This window comes from Isoptericola sp. NPDC057559 (assembly GCF_042801555.1).
GTDB lineage: Bacteria > Actinomycetota > Actinomycetes > Actinomycetales > Cellulomonadaceae > Isoptericola.
Map to the genome: position 1 here is coordinate 1 of NZ_JBHVFQ010000017.1, position 18,282 is coordinate 18,282.

Here is an 18,282-nt window from a genome sequence, read left to right on the forward strand (position 1 = left end):
ATGCTGGCGGAACACCGTCTTGAACTCGTCGGCGGACAGCTGGGGCTCGTCCTGCTGGGCCAGGAGCTCCTCCATGTCGGTCAGCGCGGCGGTCAGGTCGGTGCGCTCGGCGGTCACCGGGCGGCCCCCGTCAGCTCGGCGGCGTGCGTCGCGGCGGCGGAGGTCAGGCCGGTGGCCCGGCGCAGGGGCGTCGACCAGCGGGCGAACCAGGGGTCAAGGGCCGCGCCGAGCTCGGGCAGCTGCGCCTCGGTGAGCGTCAGGGACCGGGTGGGCACGACGGCGCCGAGCTCGACGAGGACGGGGCGCAGGTGCACCTCGCCCGCCAGCGCGTGCGCCGGGTTGCCGGAGACGACGAGCGGCACGACGACGACGCCCGCGAGCCCGTCCGGCCCGTAGAGGTCGAGGAACGCCTTGAGCAGGCCGGTGTAGGAGGCCTTGTAGACGGGGGTGGCCACGACGGCGACGGTGGCGCGCGCGAGGCGCTCCTTCGCCGCGTCGGCGGCGGGGTGGGCGGGGGCGAGGATCTCGCCCCCGAACGCCGCGAGCTCGACCGTCGCGACGTCGTCGGTGCCGAGCAGCTCGGCGACGCGGCGCCCGGCGGCCTCTGCCGCGGCCAGGGTGCGCGAGCCCGCGCGCGGGTTGCCGGACACCACCACCACGGAGGCGGCGGTGGGGCGGGTGGGTTCGGTCATGGGGTGTACCTCGCAGTCCGTCGATCACGCTTGCCGCGCGGCGTCTCGGCCCGCGGACGGGCCGGCCGGCGGCCTGGTCATCTCCCGGAGCACCCCGCCGTGACGTGGGGGTTGCTGCCCAGCCAGCCGGGGCTTCGCGCTGGGGCTCGTGACCTGGGGCGGAGGTATAGCAGCCGATCCGGGGAACGCCAGGGTGCTCCGGTGATTTCTCACGATCCGGACGCGAGGGAGCCTCCGGCCGGGGGACGGCCGGAGGCTCCGGGGCGGGTCGGCGGGCGGGGCGCGGCCTCAGGCGTCGAGCCGCAGCCGGGCGCCGAGCGCGACGGCGGCGACGACGGCGGCGCCGGCGACGAGGACGACGTCCTTCAGCACGTACTGGCCGAGCAGCGTCATGCCGTGGCCGAACAGCTCGTCGCCGAAGAGGGCCACGGGGGACAGGATGCCGACCATCGCCACGGCCAGGACGGCCAGCCCCGTCCGCAGCAGGCGGCCGGAGAGGAGCGTCAGGCCGATGAAGGTCTCCATGACGGCCGTCAGCAGCACGGCGGCCTCGCCCGGCACCAGGCCGAACGTCAGCGTCTCCACCGTGCGGGCGGCGATCTCCTCGGCCGGGCTGGCGCCGGGGAAGAGCTTCAGCACGCCGAAGCCGAGGAACACGAGGCCGAGGGCGACGCGCAGGGCGGGGACCGACCACCGGGCGAGGACGCGCGCCAGCGCGGTGACCGCGACGTCGGCGCGCAGCGCGACCCGCTCGGCGAGGCGGCGCGGCGCCGTCGTGGGGGCCGTCGTGGGGGCCTCTGCGGCGGTCGGCGCGGGGTTGTCCGGGGACGCCGGGACGGTGCGGGCGCCGGCGGCGTTGCGGGCCGACGAGGTGGTGACGGACATGGCGGTGCTCTCTTCCGGGTGACGGTGCGCGGCCCGGGGTGGCCGCCCCAGGAGAGAGGACCGGTCGGGACCGGGGATGCGGCGCGGCCGCGTTTTCGCCCGGTCGTCACCCGCCCCTTCCCTTTCGAGTGAGCAAGTGATTAGATCACTTTTCATGACGACGGAGTCGGGCCCGGTCCCGCGCCCCACCCTCAGCGGGACGCTCGCGGAGGCCGTGATCCAGATGATCGGCGACGAGGGTCTGGTCGCGGGCGAGCGCATCGGGCCGCAGCGCGACCTGGCGGCGCGGTTCGGGGTCGCGGTCCCCACGATGCGCGAGGCGCTGCGGCGGCTCGAGGGCCTGGGCATCCTGTCCTTCCGCCACGGCTCGGGCATCTACGTGGGGGAGAACTACCTGCGCAGCGTCCTGCCCAACGCGGTGGCCCCGCCCGCCGACCGCGCCCGGCTCGTGGCGCTCGTCCAGGCGCGCGCCGTGATCGAGCCGGCGATCGCGCGGCAGGCCGCGGTGGTCCGCGAGCCGGCCGCGCTGGCCCGCCTGGCCGACCTCCTCGCGGAGGCGCGCGAGTGCCTCGAGAGCGGGTCGGACCGCCTGTGGCGGGTGAACGTCGACCTCCACCGGGCGGTGGCCGACGCGGCGGGCAACACGATCCTGTCCGAGGTGCTCGACGTGATCCTGCTGCTGCACGCCGAGGACCAGCGCCGGATCCTCGCCCTCCACGGCGACCCGGAGTCGGACTACGAGGAGCACGCCGAGCTCGTGCGCCTCGTGACCGAGGGGCGCGCGGACGCCGTCGCGGACCTCATGCACGCGCACCTCACGGAGGTCGTGGGCGCCATCGAGGGCGCGGCGCCCTAGGCCCCCACCACCCGCAGCACCCGGCCCCGGTGGGGCCGGGCCACGGAACGCCACGAGATCACGACGGAGTGATGACGATGACGAGGACGAACTCGCGCCGCGGGCGGCGGCTGGCCGCCGCCGCGATGGCCGGGGCACTCACCCTGGCCGGAGCCACGACGGCGGCCACGACGACGGCCACGGCGGCGGACCGCGGTGCGCCCGCCTGCTCGCTCGACGGCGCGACGGTGCAGGCCACGCGGGCCGCGCCGGCGCCGCTCGGCGACACCTTCACCGCCTACGCCGACTCGGGGGTCGGCTGGACCGGCGCCGACAGCACCTACTCGGTGCCGCTGCGCGACGGCTCGCTCGCGTGGATCTTCTCGGACACGTTCCTCGGCCCGGTGGCGCCCGACGGCAGCCGCCCGCAGAGCACGCCCTTCCTCAACAACTCGATCGTGCTGCAGGACGGCGCCGCGCTGCGGACCGTCACCGGCGGCACCGCGGACGCCCCGGAGAGCATCGTGGGGCCCGACCCGGACGGCGCCTGGCACTGGTTCGGCGCCGGGCTGGCCACGCGCCGGGGCGACCTGCAGGTAGGCGTGCTCGAGTTCGCGCGGTTCGGCGAGGGCACCTGGGACTGGGGCTGGAGCGGGTCGTCCGTCGCCACCCTGGACACGGACACCTGGCAGGTGACGTCGGTGGACCCGCTGCCCTCGGGCGCGGGGATCCAGTGGGCCTCGTGGTACCAGCGCTCCGGCGGGCACGTGCTCGTGTACGGCGTCGAGGACCGGGGCGGCGAGAAGTTCATGCACGTCGCCAAGGTGCTGGGCGGCGACCTCGCCGACACGGGGCGCTGGCGCTACTGGGACGGCAGCGCGTGGGTGCGCGACGAGGCCGCGTCCGCCCGGGTCATGGCCGGCGTCGCGAACGAGTACAGCGTGACCCCGTACCGGGACGGCTGGCTGCTGGTCACCCAGGACACGTCGGTGCCGTTCAGCGACGAGATCAAGGCCTTCGTCTCCTGCTCGCCCACCGGCCCGTTCACGGGCGGCGCGACGATCCACCGGATGCCCGAGGTCGGCGCGGCCGGCAGCTACGGCGACCCCGACGTCATCGCCTACAACGCCCACGAGCATCCCGAGCTGCGCGACGACGACACGCTCCTGGTGACCTACAACGTCAACTCCGTGGACCCGGACGACCTGTACGCGGACGTCTCGATCTACCGGCCCCGGTTCGTCGAGATCACGCTCGACGTCCGGCACTGACCCTGCAACGACACACGACCATCACGACGAGGTGAGACGACATGAAGCGTTCCCGCATCCTGGCCGGCGCCACGGCGGCGTCCCTGGCCCTGGGCCTGGCGGCCTGCTCGAGCGACGACGGCGGCGGCGGAGGCGGTGACGGCGGCGACGTCACCCTCGGCTTCTACACGGACAAGGCGGCGTGGGAGCCCAGCTTCGACGCCATGAACAAGGAGTCCGCGGCGCAGGGCAGCACGCTGGACTTCACCGGCTACTCCGACGCCACCGCGTACGACAGCTTCATCAAGCAGTCGTTCCGCACCAAGAAGGTGCCCGACCTGTTCACCTGGCACACGGGCAGCCAGCTGGCCGACCTCGTCGACCAGGGGCTGGTCGCCGAGACCACCGACCTCTGGACGAAGGCGGAGGCCGACGGCCTCGTGCCCGAGGGGCTCAAGGACAACTACACCTACGACGGCAAGCAGTACTGCGTGCCGCTGAACGTCGCCTACTGGGCGGTGTACTACAACAAGAAGGTCTTCGCCGACAACGGCGTCGAGGTGCCGACCACGTTCGACGAGCTGACGGCCGCCGCCAAGAAGCTCAAGGCCGCCGGCGTCACGCCGTTCCACCAGATGAACATCATCTTCGAGTTCGCCTGGTTCCAGGCCCTGCTGGCGGGCAACGCGCCCGACGTCTACCAGGGCCTGCAGACGGGCGACGCGTCCTACCTCGACCCGAAGGTCACCGAGGTGATGGACCAGTGGAAGTCGATGATCGACGACGGCTACTACAACGACCCGGGCGTCACGACGGACCCGCAGACGATGCTCAAGAACGGCGACGTCGCGATGGCGTACTTCGGCACGTTCCTCACCGGCCAGCTCACCGACGTGGGCGCGAGGTCCGGGGAGGACTACGGGATCTTCACCATGCCGAGCATGAACCCGGCGTCGGGGAACCAGATGGTGCTGGAGACCGGCCCGCTCTGCGTGGGCAAGGGCTCGGAGAACGAGCAGGCCGCGCTCGACTACAGCGCCTGGTGGATGTCCGACGACGCCCAGAACGCCTGGTCGTCGTCGCGCGGCGACGTGTCGTTCAACCCGCACGTCAAGGTCGAGGACCCGGAGCTGCAGGATCTGGTCGACCAGGTCAACGGCGGCGACTTCACCATCCAGCAGCGCTACCTCGAGGCGAACCCGCTGCCCGTCTACACCCTGTCGACGGAGATCTTCGGCGACTTCGTCACCAACGCGCCCGACCCGGCACCCGGGCTGCAGCGCCTGCAGGACGAGGCCGACACGTACTGGGCCGAGCAGGGCTGAGCCCCGCGCGCCACGTTCGTCGCGCCGCCGGGGGCCCGCGCCCCCGGCGGCGCCGGAAGGAGACCACCACCCATGACCGTCACCGCCGCGCCGCCGCGGCCGCCGACGAGCACGGACCGCCCGGCCCGCCGGTCGCGTGCGCCGTACCGCTGGTCCGCCCGGGGCTTCGCCCTGCCCGCCGTGCTGATCGTGGCGCTGCTGCTGTACCTGCCGTTCGTCTGGACGTCCTTCCTGAGCCTCACCGAGTACAACGGGCTCGGGGACCCCGAGCTCGTGGGCCTGGCGAAGTACCAGGAGATGTTCACCGACGCCGGGTTCCTCAACTCGCTGCGCAACACGCTGCTCTGGGTGGCCGGCACCCTGGTGCTCCCCGTGGGCCTGGGGCTGTTCATCGCGGTCCTCGCGTACGGGCTCAAGGGCTCGTTCTGGTACCGCCTGCCGTTCCTGCTGCCCTACGCGGTCTCCGGTGTCGCGGTCGGCGTCATCTGGACCTTCGTGCTGCAGACCGGGGGCGCCCTCGACGAGGCGCTCGCGCTCCTCGGCGTCACCGACCCGCCGCGCTGGCTCCTGGACGCGCCCCTCAACACGTTCGTGATGATCGGCGCCGCGACGTGGCAGGGCGCGGGGGTGAACGCGCTGCTGTTCACCATCGGGCTGCAGTCCATCCCCAAGGAGCCGATGGAGGCGGCCCGCGTCGACGGGGCCTCGGGCTGGACGCTCTTCCGCACGATGACGTGGCCGATGCTCACGCCGCTCACCACGGTGGTCGTGGGCCTGGCCATCGTCGGGTCGCTCAAGCAGTTCGACATCATCTGGGCGATGACCAAGGGCGGCCCCGGCGTCTCGTCGGAGACCCTCGCCCTGACCATGTACAAGGACACGTTCGTGGCGAACGACTACGGGCTGGGGGCCGCCGTCGCGGTGTTCCTCACCGTGATCACGGTCGCGGCGTCCGTCCTCTACCTGCGCCGGCAGCTGTCCGGCGCCCGGGAGTCGTGATGAGTGCCGCGATCGCGGACCGCGTCCGCAAGACCGTCCTCGTGGTGCTGGGCCTGGTGTGGCTGGCGCCCGTCTACCTCATGGTCGTCAACGCGGCGAAGACGAACGACCAGTACGGCGTCCTGTCGGTGTGGAGCCCCGCCGGGCTCGGCGGCCTCTGGGAGAACGCGACCGCCGCGTGGACCCGCGGCGACATCTCCGCCGGCATCGCCTCGACCGCGCTCTACGCCGTCGTCGCGCCGCTGGTCGCGGTGGTGATCGGCGCCGCGGCCGGGTTCGCCATCGTCGCGCTGCGGCTCCAGCACGGCTTCGTGTGGTTCGTCGTGATCTTCGCCTCGACCGTGTTCCCGATGCAGATGCTGCTCATGCCGCTGTTCCTCGGCTACGTCGAGACCGGGTTGTACGACACCCGCACGGGCATGATCCTCGTCTACACGGTGATCTCGGTGCCGTTCGCCGCGTTCGTCATGCGCAACTTCTTCGCCGGGGTCGCGCACCACGTCTTCGAGGCCGCCGTGATGGACGGCGCCTCCACCTGGCGGATCTTCTGGCGCATCTACCTGCCGATGGCGGTGCCCGCGCTCGTGGCGATCTTCATCCTGCAGGCCACGCTCATCTGGAACGACCTGCTGCTGGGGCTCACCCTCACGCAGTCCGCCGAGACACGGCCCGTGATGACGGCCCTGTCCGCGCTGCAGAGCACGTACGGCGGCTCGACGATGCCGGTCGTGCTCGCGGGCGGGCTCATCGTCTCGATCCCCACCGTCGCCCTCTTCCTCCTCGCCCAGCGCGCGTTCACCCGCGGCCTCGCGCTCGGCCAGTACTGACTCGCGTCACCGACCCTGGAGCACCCCATGCCTGACCTCAGCCCCTCGACCCCGACGCCCTGGGGCGGCCGCACCGCGGTCGTCACGGGGGCGGCCGCCGGCATCGGCGGCGGCGTCGCCGACCTGCTGGTGGAGCTCGGCGCCACCGTCGTCGGGATCGACCGCGACGCGGCGGCGCTCGACGCCGCCGCGGCCCGCCACGCCGCCGGACCCGGCCGGTTCGTCGGCCTCGTGGCGGACGTCGCGCGGCCCGAGGCGCTCGACGACGCCGCCCGCCGGGTGCGCGCCGACCACGGCAGGCTGGCCGCCGTGGTCTGCGCCGCCGGGGTGCAGCGCTACGGGGCCGTGGACGAGACGGACCCCGCCACCTACGACGAGGTGATGGGCGTGAACGTCGGCGGGGCGTTCCACACCTGCCGAGCCATGGTGCCGCTGGTGCGCGAGAACGGCGGCGGCGCGGTCGTCGTCGTCTCCTCGGCGCAGGCGTACGCCACCCAGACGGGCGTGGCCGCGTACACGGCGAGCAAGACCGCCCTGCTGGGCCTGGCGCGGGCGATGGCGGTCGACCACGCCGCCGACGGCATCCGCGTCAACAGCGTCAGCCCCGGGTCGATCGACACGCCGATGCTGCGCTGGGCCGCCGGGCTGTTCGCCGGCGACCGGCCCGCCGAGGACGTCGTGGCCGAGTGGGGCCGGGCGCACCCCCTCGGGCGGGTCGGGACCCCGCGGGAGGTGGCCGAGGTGGTCGAGTTCCTGCTGTCGGACCGCGCCGCGTTCGTGACCGGCGCGGACGTCAAGGTCGACGGCGGGCTCAGCGCCCGCCTCGCCGCGGCGCTGCCCGAGGCCGACGCATGACCGCGCTCACGGGCAGCGGCATGCGGATCGCCGACGTCCGCGCCACCACCGTGACCGTGCCGCTCGAGGCCCCGCTGCGGCACTCGAACGGCGCGCACTGGGGCCGGTTCGTGCGCACCATCGTCGAGGTCGAGACGACGGACGGGCTGGTCGGGCTGGGCGAGATGGGCGGCGGCGGGCAGAGCGCGGAGGCGGCGGTCGCCGCCCTGCGGCCCTACCTGCTCGGGCACGACCCGGCGCGCACCGAGGCGCTGCGGTTCATGCTCGCCAACCCGACCGCGAGCCTGTACAACAACCGCACCCAGCTGGTCGCGGCGATCGAGTTCGCCTGCCTCGACCTGCTGGGCAAGCACACCGGGCTGCCCGTGCACGCCCTGCTGGGCGGCGAGGTGCGGGACGAGGTCGAGTTCGCCTCGTACCTGTTCTTCCGGTACCCGTCCGCCGACGGCACGGGGGAGGTGCGCACGCCCGACCAGCTCGTCGCGGAGGCGGCCCGCCTCAAGTCCGAGCACGGCTTCCGCGTGCACAAGCTCAAGGGCGGCGTCTTCGACCCCGAGGTCGAGCTCGAGGCCTACCGGGCGCTCGCCGCCTCCCTGCCGGGCGACCGGTTCCGCTACGACCCGAACGGGATCCTCAGCGTGGAGGAGGCGATCCGGTTCGCGCACCGGATCGAGGACCTCGACAACGACTACGCCGAGGACTTCTGCTACGGGCTCAACGGGATGCGCCGGCTGCGCGAGAACACCCGGATCCCGCTCGCCACCAACACCGTGGTGGTGAACGTCGAGCAGCTCGCGGCGAACGTGCTGCAGCCCGCCGTCGACGTGATCCTGCTGGACACGACCTTCTGGGGCGGCATCCGGCCGTGCGTCCGGGCGGCGGGCGTGGCCGAGGCGTTCCAGCTCGGCGTGGCCGTGCACTCCTCGGGCGAGCTCGGCATCCAGCTCGCCTCGATGCTGCACCTGGGCGCCGTCGTGCCGAACCTGGCCTTCGCCGCCGACGCGCACTACCACCACCTGCGCGACGACGTCATCGCGGGCGGCAAGCTCGCCTACCGCGACGGGCGCATCGCCGTCCCGGACGGCCCCGGCCTCGGCGTCGAGCTGGACCGGGACAAGGTCGCCGAGTACGCGGAGCTCTACCGCGAGCTGGGCCCCTACCCGTACGACCGCGACCCCGGCCGGCCCGACTGGTACCCCCTGCTGCCGAGCACGCAGTTCGCCGACCCGCACGTGGCCGGGCGCCCTGCCGCGCTCGCCCGCGAACCCTTCTGACCCCCGACCGCACCGACGTCCCCCGGACCGACAGAGCACGAGGAACCGCCTGATGAGCACCGCCGCTCCCGCCACGCCGCGCACGATCCCGACCGTCGAGGACCTCGCGTCCGACCTCGTCGTCGACCGGTTCGACGACATGGTCAACCCGCCGGGCCTGACCAACCACTGGGCCACCGCGCAGGTGGACCACGACGTGCTGGCCGTGCGCTCGCTCAACGTGCCGCCCGTCTCCCAGGGCGACAGCATCAGCGGCCAGCTGTACCTGGGCGGCCGCCTGGTGCGCTCGTTCGGGCGGCCCGTCGAGGTGCGCTGGCGGCCCGACCGGGTGGAGCGCCGCACCGTGGTGGACGGCTGGGACGTGCGCACCGTGACGGTGTGCCCGCCGGGCGAGCCGGGCGTCGCCGTGCAGGTGGAGGTCACCGACACCACCGGCGCGCCGCGAGAGCTGCGCCTCGGCGCATGGCTCGACTCGACGGTCACCTGCGCCGCCGACCCGTGGCTCGCGGGCGCCCCGCCCCAGGCGCGCAACGCGCTGGAGCGCCTCGGCGCCCGCCGCCTCGGGCGCCCGGCGGACGGCTCGGCGGTGAGCGTGCAGGGCCTCGTCGACGAGCACGGCGCGCCCGTCGACGACGGGACGTCGGACCGCGTGGCCGAGGTGGTCCGCGACGTGCCCGCGGGCGGCACGGTGCGCCTCGCCCTCGTGCACACGGTCGCGCGGGGGCGGGACGAGGCGCTCGCGGCGTTCGACCGCGTCGCCGCCGACGTGCCCGGCGCCGTCGAGGCCTCCCGCCGCACCTGGGACGCGGAGATCGAGGCCCTCTTCACGCCGGGGAACGACGAGTTCGGCGGCTGCCTGCCGCGCCTGGTCACGACCGACGACGCGCTGCGCCGCCTGTACTGGTGGGGCGCCGTCGGCGTGCTGTGGTTCCGCCGCGACAACCCGGCGTCGGTGCTCGGGCGCACCTACGACACGCTCATGCCGCGCTACTGGCAGACGACCACGTTCATCTGGGACTACTCCCTGAGCTCGATGGTGCACGCGCTGCTCGACCCGCACGTCATGCGGCGGCAGGTGGAGCACTGGGTGGGCCTCGACATCGAGAAGCACTTCGGCACCGAGTGGCTCACCGGCGGCCCCGTCGGCTACTGGTACTCGGTGAACCACTACGCGATGACGCGGCTGGTGCACGACTACCTGCGGCTGCACGGCGACCACGGGCTGCTCGACGCCGAGGTGACCACGCCCGACGGCCGCACGTCGACCATGGGCGACGAGGTCCGCGCCTGGGCGACGGCGTGGCACCGGCTGCGCTCGGGCACCGGCTCGGGCCTGGCCGACTACGGCGACGTCGACAACCTCCTCGAGTGCGTGAGCTCGTACGTGCACGAGGTGGCGAGCCTCAACGCCGCCAACGTGTGGAACCTGCGCACGGCCGCGGGGATCAGCGACCTGCAGGGGCGCGCCGACGACGCGGCCCGGCTGCGGGCGGAGGCGGCCGACCTGCTGCCGAAGGTCCTCGACCTCGGCGTGCCGGGGGAGGGCTTCTTCCACGCCCGCCAGCCCGACGGGAGCCTCGTCCAGACGCGGCACTGCTACGACTTCGCGACCGTCGGGACCACGATCGCCGCGGACGTCCCGGCCGACCGGCGGGACGCGATGGTCGAGTTCTTCGTCCGGGAGCTGCGCACCCCGTCGTGGATGCGTGCCCTGTCGCCGTGGGACGACGACGCGGGCTGGTCGGTGCGCGCCGACCACCAGTGGAACGGCGCCTACCCGGCGTGGCCGGCGGACTCGGCCCGCGCCGCGATCGCGCTCGGGCACCCCGAGGTGGTCCTCGAGTGGCTGCCGGGCCTGGCCCGCAGCGCGAACCAGGGCCCGCCCGGGCAGGCGCACTTCGTGGAGGAGGCCGAGGAACCGATCGGCGGCGGGGCCCGCAAGACCCCGCCGCAGCTGCCGTACATCATCGACTGGTCGTGCTCGTCCGCGGGGGCGTGGTGCGAGCTGGTGCTGGCGGGGGTGTTCGGCGTGGAGGTCGACCTCGACGGCACCGTGACGGCCGGCGGCTGCGTCGTGGAGCTCGACCCGGAGGCGCGGCTCGAGGGGCTCGTCGTGCAGGGCCGCACCTACGACGTGGTCGGCGGCGAGGTCCGGGAGCGATGAGCGCGCGGGCCGGCGAGGGCGGCTGGGGGAGCCTGCTCGACGACGGCCGCGCCGCGCTGCCGGACGCCCTGGCCTCGGTGGACGAGGCGGTCACGGCCGGCGGGGAGCGGGCGCTCGTCGTGCGGGTGGCCGGCGGGCTGTCGGTCGACGTGCTGCCGGACCGCGGGCTGGACCTCGGCGCGGCCTGGTGGGCGGGCGTGCCGCTCGCCGGGCGCGCGCCCCACCCGCGCGACCCGGGACCCGGGCGGGGGTGGGAGGACCGCTTCCTCGGCGGGCTGCTCGCCACCTGCGGGCCGGACAACATCGGCGCGCCCCGCGGCGGGTCGGGGCAGCACGGCACCCATCACCTGACCCCGGCGCACGACGTGCGGTGGTGGCGCGAGCGCGACGGCGGCGGCGCGGGCGGCGAGGTCGAGGTGCACGTGTCGGGCTCCGTCGCGCACTCCACGCTCTACGGCGCGCGGGTCGTCGTCGACCGGGAGGTCGTCGTCGCCACCGGACGGCCGTGGGTCGAGGTGCGCGACGTGGTCCGCAACGTGGGCGACGCGCCCGTCGGCGTGCCGCTGCTCTACCACGTGAACCTCGGCGCGGCGGTCCTGGCGCCGGGCTCGCGCCTGGTGGCGGACGCGGACGAGCCGGTGCCGGCGGAGCCGCTCCCGGCGGGCCGGGACGCGGTGACGTTCCCCGCGCCCGCCCCGGGCGCCGCGTACGTGGTGGCCGAGCACCCCGGCGTGCGGTCGACCGGCGGCCGGGCCCGGGCCGTCGTGCGCCCGACCGCGCTGCCGGCGGCCGACGGGCACCCCGACCCCGAGGTGGTCGTCGAGTGGCGGTCGGCGACGATGCCGCGGCTGTACTCGTGGGCCTGGCCCGCCGCGGGCTCGTGGGTGCTCGGCGTCGAGCCCGCGAACGCGCCCCTGCTCGGCCCGGAGCGCGACGGGCCGCACGGCGGCGCGCCCGTGCTCGAGCCCGGCGCGTCGTGGGACTGTGGCGTCCGCATCGGCGTCGGCACGCCGGGGCCGCGACCGACGACGGCGCGACCGGCGACGGCGCGACCGACGACGGCGCGACCGACGACGGCGCGAGGGGGCGTGGGATGAGCGAGCCGGGCACGACGGAGCAGGAGCCGGGGCAGGACCTGTCGGCGCAGGACCGGGCAGGGCAGGGGACGACGGACGGCGGCGCGGGGGGCACGGTGCTGCCCACCAGCGTGAGCCCCGCGGCGCGCCGCCACCTCGACCGGCTCGCGGCGTCGCGGCCCGCGCGGCCCCGCGCCTTCCCGGCGCCGGACGACCGGGAGGGCTGGCTGCGGCACGTGGCGGAGGCGGACGAGTGGTTCCGCGCCGCCGTGCGCCTCGACCACCTCCCGCCGGCGGACGAGGTGCGGCAGGTCGGGAGCGCGGTGGCCTACGTGCAGCGCGCCCACGACGCCGACCCGGACGGTCCCGTCGTCCTGGACCTGCACGGCGGCGGGCTGCTCTACGGCGCCGGCGAGGTCTGCCGGGTGTCGGCGGTGACCGCGTCCGCCCGGACCGGGCTCGTCGCGTGGGGCGTCGACTACCGGATGCCGCCGCTGCACCCGTACCCGGCGGCCCTGGACGACGCCCTCGCCGCCTACCGGGCGCTGCTGTCCGAGCGTGGCCCGGGCCGGGTGGTCGTCTGCGGCGGCTCGGCGGGCGGGAACCTCGCGGCGGCCCTGCTGCTGCGCGCCCGGGACGAGGGGCTGCCGATGCCCGCGGCGCTGGTGCTGCTGACCCCCGAGGTGGACCTCACCGAGTCGGGCGACTCGTTCGTCACCAACGCCCCGCACGACCTGGCGCTGGCCAGCCTGCGCGAGGTGAACGCGCTGTACGCGCGCGGCGCCGACCTGGCGCACCCGTACCTGTCGCCCCTGTTCGGCGACCTCGCGGGCCTGCCGCCGACGTTGCTGCAGTCCGGCACCCGGGACCTGTTCCTGTCCAACACGGTGCGCATGCACCGGCGGCTGCGCGCGGCGGGCGTGGCCGCCGAGCTGCACGTGTTCGAGGGCATGCCGCACGGCGGCTTCGGGGGAGGGGCGCCCGAGGACGCCGAGCTCGACGCCGAGGTGCGGGCCTTCGTCGACCGGGCGCTGCGGGCGCGGCACGAGGCGTCGTGACCCGCCGGGCCGCTAGCGTCGGGGCCATGGATCACGAGCCGATGCGGCGGGTCGCCGAGTTCCGTGCGGCGTTCGACCTGGCGGCCGACGCCGCGCGCCCGGAGCTGGCGGAGCACCGCCGGGCGCTGCTGGACGAGGAGTCCGCCGAGGCGTCCGAGGCGCTCACCGACCTCGCGGCGGCGCTGGCCGCCGGAGGGGACGCGGACGCCGCGTACCGGGCGGTGGCCAAGGAGCTGGCCGACGTCCTGTACGTCACGTACGGCGCCGCCGACGCGCTGGGCATCGACCTGCCCGCGGTGTTCGTCGAGGTCCACCGGTCCAACATGAGCAAGGTCGACGAGGAGGGGCGCGTGCTGCGGCGGGCCGACGGCAAGGTCCTCAAGGGCCCGGGCTACCGGCCGCCGTCGCTCGACGGGCTCGTCGCGGCGCCGTCGGACGGCGTCTGACCTGCCCCGACCTGCCCCGGGGTGCGCACGGCCCGGCGGCTCGCCCGCACCCTGCGCGAGGCGCACGGCTGCGGCGGCGTGACCGTGCCGCGAGCCCTTCGCGGGCGCCTTGACACCGGCGCCGGCCGGGTGCCAGAGTGACGCTCATTCCGGAAACGTTTCCAGCGATGTCGTGGGGACCGGACTGGAAACGTTTCCAACAGCCGTCGACGTTGAAGGTGGAGCGACAGTGACGTCATCACGCGCCACGTTGATCGAGGTGGCCCGGCACGCCGGGGTCTCCCTCGCATCGACGTCGCGGGCCCTGCACGGCACCGGGGCCAGCCCGGCCATGGTGGAGCGCGTGCGCGCCGCCGCCGACGAGCTCGGGTACAGCCCGGACGTGACCGGTCGGTCGCTGCGGATGCGCAAGACCTTCCAGGTCGCGTTCGCCGTCGCCGACATCGGCAACCCGGTGTACGTCGAGATGCTCGCCGCCATCCACGAGGTCCTGGCCCCGCACGGGTACCGGGTCGTCGTCATGTCGACGGGGGACACGGCGGGCGCCACCGCCGAGCTCCTCCGGAGCCTCGGGGGCGGCTTCGTGGACGCCCTCGTCGTGAGCCCGCTGCGCGCCGACGACGCCCTCGCCGAGGTGATCCGGCAGGCGCCGGTGCCGGTGGTCGTCATCGGCCGCGCGCTGGACGCCGCCGGCGACTCCGTCTCGACCGACTCCGCGGGCGGCATCGGCCTCGCCGTCGACCACCTGGTCGCCGCGGGCCGTCGCCGGATCGGGTTCCTCAACGGCCCCCTCGACACCACGCCGGGCACGGCGCGCCAGCGCGGCTTCGACGCCGCGACGCGCGCGGACGGCTTCCCCGCGGAGCGCGTCGCCGTCGCGGTGGCCGACGACTTCACCGTCGCGGCAGGGCTGCGCGCCGCGCGCGCCCTGCTGGCGCCGGGCGCCGACGGCACGCGCCTCGACGCCGTCGTCGCCGCGAACGACCTGCTCGCCATCGGCGCGGTGCGCGCCGCCCGCGAGGCCGGCCTCGCCGTCCCGGGCGACGTCGCCGTCACCGGCATGGACGACACCGAGCTCGGCCGCGTCTACGAGCCGGCCCTGACGAGCGTCTCGCTCGGCACCGCGGAGCGCGGGGCCGCCGCCGCGCGCGCCGTGCTCGCCCGCCTCGAGGACGACGAGGCCACCGCCCAGCACGTCGTGATCGGCCCGCGCCTGCTGGTGCGCGCGTCGTCCGGCGTCGACGCCGCGACCGAGGAGGCCACGCGATGAGCGCCCCGACCACCCCGACCGCGCCCGCGGCCGGGTCCTCGAGCCGGACCTCCGCGCGGGGGCCGCAGCAGGTCCGCCGCCGCGGCGGGCTCGAACGAGGCCGTCGCCGCGAGGCCGCCGCCCTGGTGATGCCGTCGCTGCTGCCGATCCTCGTGCTCAGCGTCGCGCCGCTCGTCATGGGCATCGCGCTCGCCTTCACCGACGCGCGGCTCGTGCGCCACCCCGACTACCAGTTCGTGGGCGTCGACAACTTCGTGCGCCTCGCGGGCAACTCGTTCTTCTGGGACTCGTTCCGCATCGGCCTCATCTGGGCGGTGTCCGTGACGCTGCTGCAGCTCGTGCTCGCCATGGGGCTGGCGCAGCTGCTCAACTCCGGCCTCCGGCTCCAGGGCCTCACGCGCGTGCTCGCGCTGATCCCGTGGGCCATGCCGCCCGTCGTCGTGGCGATCATGTGGAAGATGATCTACTCGCCCAACGCGGGGCCGCTCAACGCGTTCCTCGGGTCGCTGGGCCTGCCGGACGACATCAACTGGCTGGCGGACTTCTCCACCGCGCTGCCCGCCGTCATCGTCGTGGGCGTCTGGGTCGGCATGCCGCAGACCACGGTCACGCTGCTCGCCGGCCTGCAGCAGATCCCGGACGAGCTGCACGAGGCCGCGTCCATGGACGGCGCGGGCGCCTGGCGCCGGTTCACCGCCGTCACCTGGCCGAGCCTGCGGCCCATCGTCGCGTCCATCACGTCGCTGAACTTCATCTGGAACTTCAACTCGTTCTCGCTGGTCTACGTCCTCACCGAGGGCGGGCCCGGCGGCCGCACGATGCTGCCGATGCTGTTCACCTACCTCGAGGCGTTCAAGAACCGGAACATCGGGTACGCCGCCGCGATGGGCGTCGTCCTCGTCGTGGTCGTCGTCCTGCTCCTCGCCGTCTACCTGCGGTCGCAGTTCCGCGACGACCGCGCCGTGAAGAAGGGCTGAGCCGATGCGCGCACTCGTCCGCCCCGCCCAGTACGTGGCGCTGGCCGGCTACATCGTCTTCCTCGGCTTCCCGCTGCTGTGGCTGATCTCGGCCTCGGTGAAGTCGTCCGCCGAGCTCAACTCGCTCACCGTGAGCCTGCTGCCCTCGCAGTGGCACTGGGAGAACTACGCGCAGGCCCTCGCCCGGCAGGGTCTGGTGCACTCGGCCGCGAACAGCGTCGTGGTGGCGCTCGCCTCGACGGCGCTCGTGATCCTCATCGCGATGCCCGCGGCCTACGTGCTCGCCCGGCTCAAGGGCGCGATCCGGGTGGCCGGCGTCGGGTGGATCCTCGTGAGCCAGGTGTTCCCGGTGATCCTCATCATCCTGCCGCTCTTCCTCATCCTGCGGACGATGAACCTCACCGACAGCCTCGTGGGGCTCACCCTGGTGCACACCACGTACACGCTGCCCTTCGCGCTGTGGATGCTGCAGGGCTACGTGGCCGGCATCCCGACCGAGCTCGAGGAGGCCGGCTCCATGGACGGCGCCAGCCGCCTCACGGTGCTGCGCCGGATCGTGTTCCCGCTGCTGGCCCCCGGGATCGTCGCCACCGCGATGTTCAGCTTCGTCTCCTCCTGGAACGAGTTCTTCTTCGCCCTGGTCCTGCTCCAGTCGCCGGAGAACTACACCCTGCCGATCACGCTCACGTCGTTCATCGGCGGCGAGGGCAAGGTCGCGCTCGGCCCCCTCGCGGCGGGGTCGTTCCTCGCGGCCATCCCGAGCATCGTCTTCTTCTCGATCATGCAGAAGAAGCTCACCGGCGGGCTCATGGCCGGCGCCGTCAAGGGCTGACGACGCCCTTCCACCTCCTTCCTTCCCTACCCCTGACGACCACCCGAAAGGAAGTCCCATGAAGACTCGTGGAGTGTCCATCGCTGCATGCCTCACGGTCAGCGCCCTGCTCCTCGCCGCCTGCAGCAGCGGTGGCGGCGACGACGGCGACGGCGGCCCCGTGGCGCTGAAGTTCCAGTCGCTGTCCGACCAGCCGGCCGCTATCGCGGCGACCGAGAAGATCGTCGACGAGTGGAACACCGACCACCCCGACGTGCAGGTCGAGATCGTGCCGACCGGCTGGGACGGCGTCTACGACAAGCTCATCACCCAGTTCAACGGCGGCGCCGCGCCCGACGTCATCCACTACGAGGCCGCGAGCATCGTGCCGTTCGCCCGCGACGGCTACCTCGCGGACCTCTCCGAGTACATGTCGGACGAGCGCAAGGCCGACATCCCCGAGGGCGTGCTGTCCTCGGTGACCGTCGACGACCAGGTCGTGGCCTACCCGACCGAGCTGCAGTCCTACATGGTCTTCGCGAACAAGAAGCTCCTGCAGGACGCGGGCGTCGAGATCCCGACCGGCGACACCATGACGTGGGACCAGCTGCGGGACATCGCCAAGGCGACGACGAAGGGCAAGACCTTCGGCCTCGGCTGGGGCCTGTCGAGCCCGACCGCCGCGTTCATGACCCTGGCGCCGGGCTTCGGCGGCCAGTACTTCACGGGCACGGGCACGGACGCGAAGATCACGGTCGGCGACGGCGAGATGGCGCTGCCCGAGCTCGTGGACGCGATGGCCCACCAGGACAAGTCGATCCTCCCGGTCACCCTGACGCAGTCGGGCTCCGAGGCGATCGCGTCGTTCTACGCCGGCCAGACGGCGATGACCGTGCAGGGCTCCTACCAGGCCGCGAACATCGCCAAGGACGCCCCGAAGGACCTCGACTGGGTGGTGCTGCCGCCGCTCGCCGGGCCCGAGGGCGCCGGGCAGGCCGCGAACCCGCAGACCCTGTCCGTCAACGTCGACTCGGAGCACGTCAAGGAGTCGGCCGAGTTCATCGAGTTCTTCACCCAGCCGGACAACCTGGCCGCGCTCAACGAGGCGGACGCGCTGATCCCGGCGACGACGTCGGCCCAGCAGGTCCTCGCCGACAAGCTCGGCGACGAGAACGGCTGGAGCACCATCCTGGCCTCGGGCCAGCACTTCGTCTCCGCGCCGTACCTGTTCGTCGACGCGTACGCGCAGTGGAAGGACACCGTGGCCACGCCGGCCTACCAGCGGTTCCTGGCGCAGGAGACGGACGCGGACGAGCTGTCCGCCCAGCTCACCGACGGCTGGGACGAGATCACGAAGTGACGGTCGTGGGGGGGGGGGGGGGGGCGCCCCCCCCCCCCCCCCCCCCCCGCGGGGGGGGGGGGGGCCCCCCCCCCCCCCCCCCCCCCCCCCCCCCCCCCCCCCCCCCCCCCGCCCCCCCCCCCCCCCCCCCCCCCACCCCCCCCCCCCCCCCCCCCCGCGGGGGGGGGGGCGCGCGCCC

At 74.3% G+C, this 18,282-nt stretch carries 17 protein-coding genes and 1 riboswitch; of the genes, 15 read left to right on the top strand and 2 right to left on the bottom strand.

Annotated features, from left to right (window positions below; translation table 11 throughout):
• Window positions 1–113: 113 nt before the first annotated feature.
• Window positions 114–692 carry an NADPH-dependent FMN reductase gene (locus tag ACFU5J_RS15345; protein WP_430579294.1) on the bottom strand — a complete coding sequence of 193 codons (579 nt, stop codon included), beginning with the start codon at window positions 690–692 and terminating at the stop codon, window positions 114–116.
• A 21-nt stretch (window positions 693–713) separates the two neighbouring features.
• Window positions 714–846: riboswitch (SAM riboswitch) on the bottom strand.
• Between the two features lie 134 nt (window positions 847–980).
• Window positions 981–1,577, bottom strand: a complete 597-nt coding sequence (locus ACFU5J_RS15350; protein WP_430579295.1) for a DoxX family protein — start codon at window positions 1,575–1,577, stop codon at window positions 981–983.
• A 154-nt stretch (window positions 1,578–1,731) separates the two neighbouring features.
• Between ACFU5J_RS15350 and ACFU5J_RS15355 the strand changes: the two genes are divergently transcribed.
• The 15 genes from ACFU5J_RS15355 (at window position 1,732) to ACFU5J_RS15425 (ending at window position 18,104) form a co-directional block, all read left to right on the top strand.
• Window positions 1,732–2,433, top strand: a complete 702-nt coding sequence (locus tag ACFU5J_RS15355; protein ID WP_430575824.1) for a FadR/GntR family transcriptional regulator — start codon at window positions 1,732–1,734, stop codon at window positions 2,431–2,433.
• Between the two features lie 77 nt (window positions 2,434–2,510).
• Window positions 2,511–3,683: a DUF4185 domain-containing protein gene (locus tag ACFU5J_RS15360; protein WP_430579296.1), complete on the top strand. Its 1,173-nt coding sequence runs from the start codon at window positions 2,511–2,513 to the stop codon at window positions 3,681–3,683.
• Window positions 3,684–3,724: 41 nt separating this feature from the next.
• Window positions 3,725–4,987: an ABC transporter substrate-binding protein gene (locus ACFU5J_RS15365; protein WP_430579297.1), complete on the top strand. Its 1,263-nt coding sequence runs from the start codon at window positions 3,725–3,727 to the stop codon at window positions 4,985–4,987.
• Between the two features lie 72 nt (window positions 4,988–5,059).
• Entirely contained in the window at window positions 5,060–5,986 is a 927-nt protein-coding gene (locus ACFU5J_RS15370; RefSeq protein WP_430579298.1) for a carbohydrate ABC transporter permease, read from the top strand.
• Window positions 5,986–6,813, top strand: a complete 828-nt coding sequence (locus ACFU5J_RS15375) for a carbohydrate ABC transporter permease (RefSeq protein WP_430575820.1) — start codon at window positions 5,986–5,988, stop codon at window positions 6,811–6,813. The genes ACFU5J_RS15370 and ACFU5J_RS15375 overlap by 1 nt, the downstream gene beginning before the upstream one ends.
• Before the next feature lie 27 nt (window positions 6,814–6,840).
• Entirely contained in the window at window positions 6,841–7,668 is an 828-nt protein-coding gene (locus tag ACFU5J_RS15380) for an SDR family oxidoreductase (protein WP_430579299.1), read from the top strand.
• A complete protein-coding gene (locus ACFU5J_RS15385) occupies window positions 7,665–8,942 on the top strand; it encodes an enolase C-terminal domain-like protein (RefSeq protein WP_430579300.1) in 1,278 nt (425 codons plus the stop codon). The genes ACFU5J_RS15380 and ACFU5J_RS15385 overlap by 4 nt, the downstream gene beginning before the upstream one ends.
• A gap of 52 nt (window positions 8,943–8,994) precedes the next feature.
• Entirely contained in the window at window positions 8,995–11,106 is a 2,112-nt protein-coding gene (locus ACFU5J_RS15390; RefSeq protein WP_430579301.1) for a hypothetical protein, read from the top strand.
• Entirely contained in the window at window positions 11,103–12,203 is a 1,101-nt protein-coding gene (locus ACFU5J_RS15395) for a DUF4432 family protein (protein WP_430579302.1), read from the top strand. The genes ACFU5J_RS15390 and ACFU5J_RS15395 overlap by 4 nt, the downstream gene beginning before the upstream one ends.
• Window positions 12,200–13,240, top strand: a complete 1,041-nt coding sequence (locus ACFU5J_RS15400) for an alpha/beta hydrolase fold domain-containing protein (protein ID WP_430579303.1) — start codon at window positions 12,200–12,202, stop codon at window positions 13,238–13,240. Before ACFU5J_RS15395 ends, ACFU5J_RS15400 begins: the two co-directional genes overlap by 4 nt.
• A gap of 26 nt (window positions 13,241–13,266) precedes the next feature.
• Entirely contained in the window at window positions 13,267–13,686 is a 420-nt protein-coding gene (locus ACFU5J_RS15405) for a hypothetical protein (RefSeq protein WP_430579304.1), read from the top strand.
• 229 nt (window positions 13,687–13,915) lie between these two features.
• Window positions 13,916–14,956, top strand: a complete 1,041-nt coding sequence (locus ACFU5J_RS15410; RefSeq protein ID WP_430579305.1) for a LacI family DNA-binding transcriptional regulator — start codon at window positions 13,916–13,918, stop codon at window positions 14,954–14,956.
• Window positions 14,953–15,933, top strand: coding sequence for a carbohydrate ABC transporter permease (locus ACFU5J_RS15415; protein ID WP_430579306.1), 981 nt, complete (start codon window positions 14,953–14,955; stop codon window positions 15,931–15,933). Before ACFU5J_RS15410 ends, ACFU5J_RS15415 begins: the two co-directional genes overlap by 4 nt.
• Window positions 15,934–15,937: 4 nt before the next feature.
• A complete protein-coding gene (locus ACFU5J_RS15420; RefSeq protein WP_430575811.1) occupies window positions 15,938–16,765 on the top strand; it encodes a carbohydrate ABC transporter permease in 828 nt (275 codons plus the stop codon).
• A gap of 73 nt (window positions 16,766–16,838) precedes the next feature.
• Window positions 16,839–18,104: an ABC transporter substrate-binding protein gene (locus ACFU5J_RS15425; RefSeq protein ID WP_430579307.1), complete on the top strand. Its 1,266-nt coding sequence runs from the start codon at window positions 16,839–16,841 to the stop codon at window positions 18,102–18,104.
• The last annotated feature ends 178 nt before the right edge of the window (window positions 18,105–18,282 follow it).

Excerpts from the sequence above, each read along its gene's own strand:
- ACFU5J_RS15345 (WP_430579294.1), bottom strand. The coding sequence starts at position 692 with ATGACCGAACCCACCCGCCCCACCGCCGCCTCCGTGGTGGTGGTGTCC.
- ACFU5J_RS15350 (WP_430579295.1), bottom strand. The coding sequence starts at position 1,577 with ATGTCCGTCACCACCTCGTCGGCCCGCAACGCCGCCGGCGCCCGCACC.
- ACFU5J_RS15355 (WP_430575824.1), top strand. The coding sequence starts at position 1,732 with ATGACGACGGAGTCGGGCCCGGTCCCGCGCCCCACCCTCAGCGGGACG.
- ACFU5J_RS15360 (WP_430579296.1), top strand. The coding sequence starts at position 2,511 with ATGACGAGGACGAACTCGCGCCGCGGGCGGCGGCTGGCCGCCGCCGCG.
- ACFU5J_RS15365 (WP_430579297.1), top strand. The coding sequence starts at position 3,725 with ATGAAGCGTTCCCGCATCCTGGCCGGCGCCACGGCGGCGTCCCTGGCC.
- ACFU5J_RS15370 (WP_430579298.1), top strand. The coding sequence starts at position 5,060 with ATGACCGTCACCGCCGCGCCGCCGCGGCCGCCGACGAGCACGGACCGC.
- ACFU5J_RS15375 (WP_430575820.1), top strand. The coding sequence starts at position 5,986 with ATGAGTGCCGCGATCGCGGACCGCGTCCGCAAGACCGTCCTCGTGGTG.
- ACFU5J_RS15380 (WP_430579299.1), top strand. The coding sequence starts at position 6,841 with ATGCCTGACCTCAGCCCCTCGACCCCGACGCCCTGGGGCGGCCGCACC.
- ACFU5J_RS15385 (WP_430579300.1), top strand. The coding sequence starts at position 7,665 with ATGACCGCGCTCACGGGCAGCGGCATGCGGATCGCCGACGTCCGCGCC.
- ACFU5J_RS15390 (WP_430579301.1), top strand. The coding sequence starts at position 8,995 with ATGAGCACCGCCGCTCCCGCCACGCCGCGCACGATCCCGACCGTCGAG.
- ACFU5J_RS15395 (WP_430579302.1), top strand. The coding sequence starts at position 11,103 with ATGAGCGCGCGGGCCGGCGAGGGCGGCTGGGGGAGCCTGCTCGACGAC.
- ACFU5J_RS15400 (WP_430579303.1), top strand. The coding sequence starts at position 12,200 with ATGAGCGAGCCGGGCACGACGGAGCAGGAGCCGGGGCAGGACCTGTCG.
- ACFU5J_RS15405 (WP_430579304.1), top strand. The coding sequence starts at position 13,267 with ATGGATCACGAGCCGATGCGGCGGGTCGCCGAGTTCCGTGCGGCGTTC.
- ACFU5J_RS15415 (WP_430579306.1), top strand. The coding sequence starts at position 14,953 with ATGAGCGCCCCGACCACCCCGACCGCGCCCGCGGCCGGGTCCTCGAGC.
- ACFU5J_RS15420 (WP_430575811.1), top strand. The coding sequence starts at position 15,938 with ATGCGCGCACTCGTCCGCCCCGCCCAGTACGTGGCGCTGGCCGGCTAC.